The following is a 10,671-nucleotide window of genomic DNA, read 5'->3' as shown; positions in this document are numbered from 1 at the left end:
AAGTAGATAAAAAAACTCAGGCTGTCGAGAGTTTCTCGACAGCCTGACAGCCCTGAAATGGGCTGTTTTCTTGTTTTTTATGAAAATGAGCCAGGCGAACCCCGGGCTGAAAACGAGGTGAAGGAGCATTTACAGGCCGATTTGGAACATTTACTGTCCGAAATGAGAGACTTACTGTCCGAAAATCGATATTTACTGGCGAAAAAAGCAATCTTACTGGCCAACTCCCCATTATGTTAACTGCCCCACTCTAAACATCATCCTTATACTTGTGAGAACTCCTCAACCAGCTCTTCAAAGCGGTTCAGCGCATTCACAATTGGTTCTGGTGTGGAGAGGTCGACACCCGTCTTTTTCAAAAGCTCAAGCGGATAGTCGGAGCTTCCGCTTTTCAGGAACTCCAGATACGCTTTGAGGGTTTCTGTGTCCCCATCAAGGATCTTTGTCGCAAGGTGAATGGCAGAGGCAAATCCGGTAGCGTACTTGTATACGTAAAACGGACGGTAAAAGTGAGGGATGCGCGACCAGCCATATTTTACTTCTTCATCAAAGACCACAGTGTCCCCATTGTATTCCCTGAACAGCTTTTCATAGACCTGGCTGAACACCTCAGCATTCAACGGCTGCCCTTGTTCGGCAAGCTCATGGGTTTTCATTTCAAACTCGGCAAACATGACCTGAGTAAACAGGGTGCCCTTGAATTGATCGATAAAATGGTTCAATAAATGCTTGCGGATTTGAGGATCTTCTTCTTTATTCAGCAAATAATTGATGAGCAGCACTTCATTGACCGTGGAAGCCACTTCTGCCACAAAAATGCTGTAGCCTGCCGTGATCTTTGGCTGATGCTTGTTGGAATAATAGCTGTGCATCGCATGGCCCATTTCGTGCGCAAGGGTAAACAAGCTGTCCAAATCGTCCTGGTGATTAAGCAGCACGAATGGGTGAACACCGTAGAGGCCAAGGTTGTAGGCACCGGACCGCTTTCCAGGTGTTTCCCTGACATCAATATACCTGGCGTCTTTAAATTCTTTCAGCGTGTCCACATAATGACTGCCCAGCGGTGCAAGCGCCTCCAGCATCGTTTGATAGGCTTCCTCATAGGAGATGTCCAGCTTGACACCAGACACCAATGGCGTGCTCAAGTCATATTGGCGCAGTTCATCAAGTCCAAGCTTTTCTTTTCGGAGCGCACTGTATTGGTGCATGGAAGCTATATTTTCTTTGGTGGTACGAATAAGGTTTTCGTAGACTTCCTTTGGGACATTGTCGCCGAACAACCCCTTTTCAAGAGCGGAAGGATAATTTCGAATTTCTGCAACGGCCACGTTGTTTTTGATCGCCGCCGAAAGAGTGGAAGCTATGGTGTTTTTAAGAGATAAGTACGGTTTATAGTAGGCTTTGTACGCTTCTTTTCGTACATTCCGGTCCTCTTCCTCAATTAATTTCGAATACATGCCGCGCGTCAGCTCTACTTTTTCACCGTCCGGCTTGGTTACCTCGCCAAATTGAATGTCGGCATTGTTAATCATGTTAAATGTTCCGCTTGGGGAAGAGAGAGCTTCTCCGAGTCGGGAGACGACCTGCTCCTGTTCCTTGCTCAAAATATGAGATTTATACCGGAACGAATCAAACAGATCTTCTTCAAAATAGCGCAAGCCTTCCTCTTCTGCGATATATGCTTTCAATTGCTCCTCGTCCAGGCTTAAAAGGAAAGGCATGAAGAAGGAGGTAGCCGAACTGATTTTTACACCTGCATGCTTGGCCCGGTCGAGCAGTGACTGAGCCTGGGAATCACGGGTATCGACGTCCACGCTCAGCATGGCATAAACATAAACCTTGTTAAACAAGAGTGAAAGTTCTTCCTGCTTTGTAAGAAACTCCAGCAGAGACTGTGCAGAATTAATGTTACCATCATAATTTTTCAATTCTTCAGCTTTTTCTTTTGCTGCTTCAAAATTCTTTTCCCACTCCTGAAGGGAAGGGTAAATATCATTCAGGTCCCATTGTTCTTGAACAGGAACCTCTTTTCTTGATTGGTAGGTTGTCATAAACATAGCTCCTTCTGCTGTAAGTTATCCTTATTCCATAAGTGTATTACAGGCTGTGCAAAATGAGTATTAATATAATCATGGGGCGTGGATATATGTAAGAAAAGCCGGCCGGAACCGTGAGAATTACAGTACCGTATGAGCCGGCTGACGCTTTTTTATAATTTCTTTAATTTTTACAATAGCTTCACTGCTGTTTTGGACTTGCAGGTTGATCCGTTGATTCTCATCATAATTATTTTCATGGAATTCATAGCGCGGATCGTAATAGTGCTCCAAAAGCAGGCGGACGGCACTATGATAATTGCCGCTTTCCAAATCTTCTTCAATACGGCCGGCGATCGGGGTATGAATCCGGCGTTTAATCCGTTTGAAAGCTTCCAGGCATTCCTCCCGGTGTTCCCAGGGAAGATAATCCTCCAAAATATGATTCACCCGTTCGCTGACCGGCATGTCGATAAAAATATGCAGACCCTGCTGTTTCTTTTGCGTAACAAAATCGGGCAGAACCACCTTGCCGACCCGCTTACTTTCAGCCTCCATCAGGATATAAGGGGAGGCATTCAGCTTGTCCAGATCATGAAAGAGAAGAGATTCGAACATCTTCTGGTTGTTGGGCTCAAGCCCAATTTCTCCAAAAATGGATCCTCTGTGGCCGGCAAGTCCTTCCAGGTCCAAAACCGGATACCCTTGTTTGGCGAGTTCGTTAAGAATCAACGTTTTTCCTGTTCCGGTGTTCCCGTGGAGGACATAGGCTTGTGGTGTGAAATCCATCTCCCCAAGCTGTTTAACGATCCATTGCCGATAGGTGCGGAAGCCTCCCTGAAGGCGTTTGGCGCGGATTCCCATTAGGTCAAGAACCGTTGCTGCCGTCCGGCTTCTCATGCCTCCGCGCCAGCAAAACACAGCTTTTGGCCCTTCAATCGCAGAAAAAGTTTTAATGAATTGAGGAAGCTTGGCCGAAAAGATTTCAAGTCCGCGCTCTTTTGCCTTATCCGAGCTTTCCTGCTTGTAGATGGTTCCCACTTCTGCCCGTTCTTCATCATTAAACAGGGGAATGTTCATACTTCCGGGTATTGTTGAGTCTTTATATTCCGATGGTGACCGCACATCGATGAGGGTAATCTCCTTGTTATTGTACGCAGCCATTAATTCTTCGATTGCAATATCTTGAAACACTGGCTTTTCCGCCTTTCTTTTTAACACGTCTATTTCATATTATAAAATATTTTTACATGAAATGCATATTCGCCGTCCAATAATACTTCATCTTCAAAAAAATTCAATTGGTGTGATATAATAGGGGGTATTGTATAAAGACTGAAAACAGTTAAGGTGGAGATAAAATGTCTCAAATAAATCATTCGGTTCAACAAGTGCGCTCCAGAAACAAAGAGGCCATCTGGGCTCTTGTTATTTTTTTAATTGTAGCGGCCGCAGGCCTTCTTTATGTGAAGTGGTGGCCTTATCTACAAAAAGCGATTGCTTCTTCCGCTACACATACCATTGGGCCGTCCATATTGGGCGATCAATCAGCATTAAGCTCGCCATGGGCATCCGCCTGGGACTATGCGAAGGTTTATTTTCTGTCAGTATGGAAAGCAGCTGCACTCGGAATTCTTTTAGGATCACTGATTCAGGTACTTCTTCCATCACGCTGGCTGCTTAAGGTTCTGGGGAAAACCTCATTTGGAAGTACGGTTGCCGGCGGACTGGCCTCCGTTCCAGGAATGATGTGCACGTGCTGTGCTGCACCGATGGCAGTCGGCATGCGTAAAAAGAAGGTTTCCATAGGAGCGAGCCTGGCATTCTGGCTGGGCAACCCGACCATTAACCCGGCAACTCTTATTTTCATGACTTTTGTGCTTTCGTGGAAATTTACGGTGCTTCGTCTGTTCTTCGGACTAATTCTTGTATTTGGTGTCAGTTTTCTTGCCAACAGGTTTGCCAAGGACGCTGATCCTGTAAATTTGGAAGATGTGCCAGAGCGCGAAACTTTTGAAGAGGAGCAGGGACCGTTCTTCACAAGATGGATGAAGAGCCTGGGGACCATGCTGCTTCATATCGGGCCGGCATATATCCTTTCCGTCCTGTTGCTTGGTGCTGCCCGAATTTGGCTGTTCCCGCAGCTGAGTGAAACCGCATCAAACAGCTTGTTTGCGATTATTGGCTTTGCGCTTGCCGGAATGCTGTTTGTAATACCGACGGCTGCTGAAATTCCAATTATCCAGACATTTATGCTTGTCGGATTGGGAGAAGGACCGGCCGCAGCCTTGCTCATCACGCTTCCTGCGCTGAGCTTGCCTTCATTGCTGATCGTAGCACGATCCTATCCAAAGCGTGTGCTTGGATTTGTGACAGCTTCAGTCGTTGTTCTGGGAGTACTGAGCGGAATTGCAGGCATGATTTTTCTCTAATCCTTATTAAAAAAGACGTTTGCATGGGCATACGTCTTTTTCTATTTCTATCGTTTGCTTCTTCAGTTATATGAACCATTTTCGATTGCTTTTCTTGCCTCTTCCATTGTTTGGACAGATTCCAGTTGTTTTGTCGAAAACTTCACTGCGCCTTTTATGGGGACGTTTTCCGTGTCATTCTTGTATAGGGAAGGATAATAACGAGAGTTGAACACAGCCACCCTCACAAGGTCATTACCTGTCGGCGTAAGTTTTTCCTTGATGCTTTCAATAATCGGAATAGCTTCGAGAAAACGACTGGCATCCGATTCGTTCATCGCCTTATCTTGGTACAAAAAGAGCGCCGTCTTCAGATCATGAATCTTTCTCTTGTTCACTTCATCACCATTTCCGTAATAATGGGTGACATGGGAATGGTGAAATCCAAGCTGTTCCAGTCTTTGATTTTCCTTGGATTTCTTGTGCTGCTGGTTAAATTCATGGATGATTTCTGTTTCTGCATAATTGTCATATTCAATATAAGAGGAGAATTTTTGACTTGAAGCCTCAATCGTAAACACATCTTCAGGTTTGTCTTTTCGTTTGACTGTGTACTGATTTGAATGGTTTCCCTTATTACCGATATCCTCTACATCAAACCCATATTTTTCATTCGTATAGTCATTGAGCATTCTTTCCTGGTGAGTGCTTGCCCAGTACCATGCGGATATTACTGTGACACCCGCCAAAAGAGCTGAAAAAAGCATTGGTCGTTTCTTCACAACAACGCCTCCCTCATTTTTTAACACCATTCCTTATCCATATTACAATTTTTTAGGCTTTAAAGGGCTTTTTTATGAACGAAAAGTCCATTCACTTTTTTCTGGAAACTGTGATATACTAACAGCAACAATGAGAAGGAGGTATCCAATTAGACACGATGTGGAACTAATCCCTTTGTCGATCATGAAATTTGATTGCACGGCAAATGAGCTCTGCGGCTGCGGAGCGGGATGGGATACGTCTGTCTATGGGTATACTTGGGTTCGGTTTGTCCGCTTGTAACGCTGAGCGGAAAGCAGTCCGTTGTATTTCTTGTATCTTTTTTCGCTTGTCCAGGACCGCAGAAGCTTCTGCGGTCTTTTTGTGTACTCGAATTTCATATGTCACACCAGCCTGTAAATGATAATAAAAAGCGGTGATCGTATGGAATTGATTAAATGTTATGAAGTACAAAAGGAATTCGGCGAGCAGAAAGTGCTCAGCAACGTAACGATGGAGATTGGACAGAATGAAAAAATTGGTCTCGTTGGGGCAAACGGTGCGGGAAAGACCACCCTGGCGAATATTCTTTTCGGTTCCATGCAGCAGGATGGGGGTACGGTAGCGAGGTTTAAAAATAAGCTCAAGGTTGGTTACCTGAAGCAATCCACCTCTTATACAGCAAATACGCTGACAGACATGGCCAATGAGCAGAAGGATTTTCTTCAGACCACAAGCCGGCTCGGACTCCAGAAAGTGAATGAATGGCAGGAAGAAAGGTATGAAGGTTTAAGCGGCGGAGAAAAGACGAAAATGGCCATCGCCCACATCTGGTCTGATCATCCGGATCTGTTGATTCTTGATGAACCGACCAACCATCTCGATTTTCAGGGAGTGGAATGGCTGATCAAGGAACTGAAATCGTTTCAGGGAGCGGTGCTGATTATATCCCATGACCGGTACTTTCTGGATCAGACCGTGGAACGGATCGTTGAATTAAGGGACGGTGAGTCCCATGATTATACCGGGAATTATACCGACTACCGTAAAGAGAAGGAGCGCCGGTATCAGGCACAGCTCCAAGAATATGAAAATCAGAAAAAATATGAGCAAAAAATTCAGGAAGAGATCAACCGCCTGAACAACTGGTCATCCAAAGCCCACAAGGAAGCCGGCAAAACCGGTAAGATGGCAGATATGCGCGGTACAAAGGAATTTTACAGAAGCAAAGCCAAGAGCATGGATAAGCATATCAAATCGAGGATCAAACGGCTGGAAAGCCTGGAGCTTGAAGGAGTCGAGCGTCCAAAAGAGGAAACAAAAATTCAGTTTGGATGGGAAGATCCGGAAAAACGGGGAAAACGCCTGGTGGCAGCTTCCGATATTTCTAAATCCTTTGGGGAGAGGCTATTGTTTCAGAACAGTTCCTTCTATATACAGCGCGGGGAAAGGATTGGGCTAACAGGACCGAACGGCTGCGGGAAGACAACGTTCCTTAACATGCTGACCGGAAAGGAAACCTCCGATTCAGGCGATCTTTGGATCAGTCCTACAGCTAAGATCGCCTATCTGACACAGGATGTGAGCGATCTTGATCCCGAAAAGACCGTGCTTTCCCTCATACAGGTTCTCTTTGAAATCCGGTCGGTGGCAGCGAAAGCGAGGACACTTCTGGCCAATATGGGTTTTCATGAAAACATGCTGAAACAGCAGATCAAGACGCTCAGCCTTGGTGAACGAATGCGGGTGAAGCTGGCGCTGCTGATTCTGCAGCAGCATGATCTGCTCATCCTTGATGAGCCGACCAATCACCTGGACCTGGCGAGCCGGGAGCAATTGGAGGAAGCGCTGCTGTCATTCAACGGCACCCTTTTGGTTGTGTCCCATGACCGCTTTTTTCTTGAAAAAACCTGCGAAAAACTGTTGGTTTTCCGGGATCAAACCATTGTTAAAACGGAAGAAGGATTTAAGGAATATATTGAGGAAAAGCGTCAAGGCCCCCGTTTTAAAAAGAAAACAAACGATGACAAAAATGATAGAAAACTGGTCATAGAAACCCGGATTACAGCTCTATTGGGGGAATTGAGCCTTCTTGTGCCCGGTCAAAAGGAATATGTGAAATTGGATGAGGAATTTAAAGAATTGATGGCTGAAAAACGCAAACTGCAATAAGTCCGGGCACCCGCCCGGGCTTTTTTTATTCCGAATCCAACGGCTTCTTTAAAAAGGTTAAGTGATCCGATACAGTAATCACTTCACTGTAAGTTACCGAATCCTTTGTTTGCCACGAGATGTAAAACTCAGTGTTGTGGAACCAGTGTTTAATCTCCTTGTTGGACTGGCCTTTTGTATAAAGAAGGACATTAGCCTCGTAGATATCTGAATCGTTTACGTTTTTCCAATAAGAGCCGGTCACATAGTTTTTTCGCGGAATGCTCCTCCGGATGATAAAAGGAGATATGTTGAGGTTTTTAATTAAATCGCGGTTAATAATTTTGATTTTCAGGATGAGCCTTCTGTAATCTTTAGCCTTGTACTTAAGTCCTTCTTCATAAACTTCCTTTTCTGATAAAGGGCGAACCTCAAACGTTGGCATCGAAAAGGGCTTAAACAGTTTAAGCTTAGGTCCCTCACATGAAGTCAGGAGCAAACAAAACAGAGTGAGCAGGAGGGTTATTTTCAGCCATCGCTTCATACAAACACCCGCTTTCCTGAGTAAAATATGTACTTCCACCCATTCTATTGTCTAAAATCGTGCTTATTACAGAGAATATCAATGTAAAAAAGATAATGTTATGAAAATGTGACAGATAACGGAAATTATTTAATGTTACATAATCGTGTGTTAAAATGGTATTAAGTAACATAAGCTAAGGTGATGAAAAATGGAATATGTAGAAGCATTACGGGATGTTAAACAGATCAATATGATGAAAAGGTATTTGAAGAAGCATTCGGAGCGGGATTATATTTTGTTTGTTTTTGGCATCAATACGGGCCTTAAGATTACAGAGATGCTGGAGATCAGGGTCAACGAAGTAATGGTGGAAGGAAAGATGCTCGACTTTTTCAGGCTTCCAGACGGTGAAACAGAAATTTACCTCAACCAAAAAGTGAAGAACGCCCTGGTGCATTATATTGAAGCCAGTGACCTGACGGAGGACAGCTATCTGTTTTCATCGAGAAAAACCAAGCTTCCGATTACCCGCCAGCAAGCATACCGGATCATCCATCAGGCTGCGGAAGCTGTGGGAATCAAGGGGAAGATTGGAACCAACTCCATGAGAAAGACCTTCGGATACCACGCGTACCGAAGGGGAGTGGCCATATCCTTGCTGCAAAAGCATTTTCACCATTCAACCCCATCGGAAACGCGTAAATATCTTGGCATCCAAAAAGATGAAAACATCCGTACCACGATTGATGTTAATCTGTAGTGCATCGCCTTAGAAGTGAGTGTTACACCATTATAAAGGAGGAATGAAGTTGGATATTCGAGAGGGTGAATTACCGGGTATCGGCCGGAAATTCGAAATTATTACAAAAGCCGGAGAGAAAATTGTAGTTGTTATTCATGATGACGGGCGGCGTGAGATTTACCATTTTGACACCGATCAAGAAGAAAGTATTTCAAGCGTGATATTTAATGATTCCGAGGCACGCCAGATTGCTTCTATCATTGGAGGCATGGTTTACAAGCCGCAGGCGGTCGAAAATATGGAAATGGCGCTCGAAGGCCTGGTCATTGAGTGGTATAGAGTTGAAGCTCAAGCCTCAGCTATCGGTGAAACGATCGGCGGCATTGATATTCGCAATAAGTATAATGTTACCGTCATTGCGATGTTAAAAAAGAATATGAAAAAGCTGTTCAATCCTGGTCCGGAAACGATTATTGAGGCAGGAGACATGCTGGTTCTTTCCGGAGAAAGGCATGATTTGAAAAAGCTCATTAGTGATCGATTATCTACTTAAGGGGGGATAACTATTGGATCATTTAGTATTTGAGGTCGGAACCGCTCTGTTATTGGTTGCCTTTGCGGCCATCATTGCAGGCAAACTCAAGTTTTCCATCATCCCGTTCCTGATTATCATAGGGATGCTTGTCGGGCCGCATGCGCCGCACATTGGTGTGATCAGCCTGAAGTTTATCGAAAGCGAAGAGATCATTGCATTTCTTGGCCGGATCGGAGTCTTGTTCCTTCTGTTCTACCTGGGGCTTGAATTTTCCGTGAAAAAGCTGGTGAAGTCCGGAAAATCCATTGTGGTTGGAGGGACCATCTATATTGCCATTAACTTCACACTCGGTGTGTTGTACGGAATCGTGATAGGTTTTCCGATACTGGAAGTTTTGATTATCGCCGGAATTATCACGATTTCTTCAAGTGCGATTGTTGCCAAGGTACTGGTTGATCTGCGCCGGACGGGTAACAAAGAAACCGAACTGATTTTGGGTATCATTATGTTTGAAGATATTTTCCTCGCCGTTTATCTGTCTGTTGTTTCTGGGCTCGTATTGGGAGATTCAACGTCCCTCGGAGGCTCTATCATCTCTATTTTAACCGCGCTTGGTTACATGCTCTTGTTTTTCATTGTCGCCAGAAAAGCGACACCTCTGCTCAATAAACTATTAAACATTTCCTCTGATGAAATTTTTATCATTGTTGTTTTTGCGGTATTGTTCTTTGTTTCTGGTTTTTCAGAAACCATTCACGTTGCAGAAGCGATTGGTGCATTGCTCCTGGGGCTTGTCTTTTCAGAGACCGAGCATAGCGACCGCATCGAGCATCTTGTTGTTCCATTTAGGGATTTCTTTGGAGCCATCTTTTTCTTCAGCTTTGGACTGAGCATTGATCCGTTCTCCCTTGGAGGAGCGGTTTGGCTTGCGCTTGGTGCAGTGCTGATCACAATCCTTGGAAACTTTATCGCCGGAATGATTGCCGGAAGAAGAGCCGGTCTTTCACACAAAGCATCAGCAAATATAGGACTGACCATCGTTTCCCGGGGAGAATTCTCCATCATCATGGCGAATCTGGGAATAGCGGGAGGCCTTATGCCAACGTTGAAACCATTCTCCGCGCTGTATGTCCTGATTCTTGCCATTCTTGGTCCGCTTATGACAAAAGAATCGAAAAAAATCTACTTCTTCTGCGATAAAATCTTTAAATGGAGTAACAAACAAGAGAAAAAGAAAGCTGAACCAACCTCTTCATAAGGAAAGAGAGTATGCTAAAGAAAAGAAACAGGAAAGCCTCCGGGTTTACCTGTTTCTTTTTCGTTTTCATAAAATCATACAAGGGTATAAATACCGTAACAACATGACGAAAGGATTCTGCATCATGTGGTTATTGGGTATTTTGCTCCTGGTGTTAGCAGGCTTTTTTGCGCTTTATGAAGAGCTTTTTCTGGCAGGGGCATCGTTTTTATTTGGTTTATTCGAAATGGTGAAAAGCAAATTCAGATAA

10 protein-coding genes are annotated in these 10,671 nt (G+C 44.4%); 6 read left to right on the top strand and 4 right to left on the bottom strand.

Annotation, left to right across the window (positions count from 1 at the left end):
• Positions 1-263 precede the first annotated feature (263 nt).
• Together pepF and mnmH are read right to left on the bottom strand one after the other, a co-directional pair.
• A complete protein-coding gene (gene pepF, locus QYB97_RS16260; RefSeq protein WP_301167053.1) occupies positions 264-2,051 on the bottom strand; it encodes an oligoendopeptidase F in 1,788 nt (595 codons plus the stop codon).
• A gap of 126 nt (positions 2,052-2,177) precedes the next feature.
• On the bottom strand, positions 2,178-3,230 hold the full coding sequence (mnmH, locus tag QYB97_RS16255; protein ID WP_301167052.1) for a tRNA 2-selenouridine(34) synthase MnmH: 1,053 nt from the start codon (positions 3,228-3,230) through the stop codon (positions 2,178-2,180).
• Between the two features lie 167 nt (positions 3,231-3,397).
• On the opposite strand from mnmH, the gene QYB97_RS16250 reads away from it, so the two are divergent.
• Entirely contained in the window at positions 3,398-4,468 is a 1,071-nt protein-coding gene (locus QYB97_RS16250; protein ID WP_301167051.1) for a permease, read from the top strand.
• Between the two features lie 62 nt (positions 4,469-4,530).
• On the opposite strand, the gene QYB97_RS16245 is transcribed toward QYB97_RS16250, so the two are convergent.
• A complete protein-coding gene (locus QYB97_RS16245) occupies positions 4,531-5,229 on the bottom strand; it encodes a hypothetical protein (protein WP_301167050.1) in 699 nt (232 codons plus the stop codon).
• Between the two features lie 424 nt (positions 5,230-5,653).
• Between QYB97_RS16245 and abc-f the strand changes: the two genes are divergently transcribed.
• Positions 5,654-7,381, top strand: a complete 1,728-nt coding sequence (gene abc-f, locus QYB97_RS16240) for a ribosomal protection-like ABC-F family protein (protein ID WP_301167049.1) — start codon at positions 5,654-5,656, stop codon at positions 7,379-7,381.
• Positions 7,382-7,406: 25 nt separating this feature from the next.
• On the opposite strand, the gene QYB97_RS16235 is transcribed toward abc-f, so the two are convergent.
• Positions 7,407-7,904 carry a hypothetical protein gene (locus QYB97_RS16235; protein ID WP_301167048.1) on the bottom strand — a complete coding sequence of 166 codons (498 nt, stop codon included), beginning with the start codon at positions 7,902-7,904 and terminating at the stop codon, positions 7,407-7,409.
• A gap of 190 nt (positions 7,905-8,094) precedes the next feature.
• Between QYB97_RS16235 and QYB97_RS16230 the strand changes: the two genes are divergently transcribed.
• The 4 genes from QYB97_RS16230 (at position 8,095) to QYB97_RS16215 (ending at position 10,671) form a co-directional block, all read left to right on the top strand.
• Positions 8,095-8,646: a tyrosine-type recombinase/integrase gene (locus tag QYB97_RS16230; RefSeq protein ID WP_301167047.1), complete on the top strand. Its 552-nt coding sequence runs from the start codon at positions 8,095-8,097 to the stop codon at positions 8,644-8,646.
• A gap of 49 nt (positions 8,647-8,695) precedes the next feature.
• On the top strand, positions 8,696-9,181 hold the full coding sequence (locus QYB97_RS16225; protein WP_301167046.1) for a cation:proton antiporter regulatory subunit: 486 nt from the start codon (positions 8,696-8,698) through the stop codon (positions 9,179-9,181).
• 13 nt (positions 9,182-9,194) lie between these two features.
• The gene (locus QYB97_RS16220) at positions 9,195-10,421 is read left to right on the top strand and encodes a cation:proton antiporter (protein WP_301167045.1); all 1,227 of its coding nucleotides are present in this window, start codon (positions 9,195-9,197) and stop codon (positions 10,419-10,421) included.
• Between the two features lie 124 nt (positions 10,422-10,545).
• Positions 10,546-10,671 carry a hypothetical protein gene (locus QYB97_RS16215; protein WP_301167044.1) on the top strand — a complete coding sequence of 42 codons (126 nt, stop codon included), beginning with the start codon at positions 10,546-10,548 and terminating at the stop codon, positions 10,669-10,671.

The organism is Fictibacillus fluitans, assembly GCF_030418125.1.
Lineage (GTDB): Bacteria > Bacillota > Bacilli > Bacillales > Fictibacillaceae > Fictibacillus_C > Fictibacillus_C fluitans.
Note: the sequence above shows the minus strand (reverse complement) of the source record. Positions and strands in the feature narration are given on the sequence as shown.

Coding starts and splice junctions, on each gene's coding strand:
- pepF (WP_301167053.1), bottom strand. CDS start 2,051: ATGACAACCTACCAATCAAGAAAAGAGGTTCCTGTTCAAGAACAATGG.
- QYB97_RS16250 (WP_301167051.1), top strand. CDS start 3,398: ATGTCTCAAATAAATCATTCGGTTCAACAAGTGCGCTCCAGAAACAAA.
- abc-f (WP_301167049.1), top strand. CDS start 5,654: ATGGAATTGATTAAATGTTATGAAGTACAAAAGGAATTCGGCGAGCAG.
- QYB97_RS16235 (WP_301167048.1), bottom strand. CDS start 7,904: ATGAAGCGATGGCTGAAAATAACCCTCCTGCTCACTCTGTTTTGTTTG.
- QYB97_RS16230 (WP_301167047.1), top strand. CDS start 8,095: ATGGAATATGTAGAAGCATTACGGGATGTTAAACAGATCAATATGATG.
- QYB97_RS16215 (WP_301167044.1), top strand. CDS start 10,546: ATGTGGTTATTGGGTATTTTGCTCCTGGTGTTAGCAGGCTTTTTTGCG.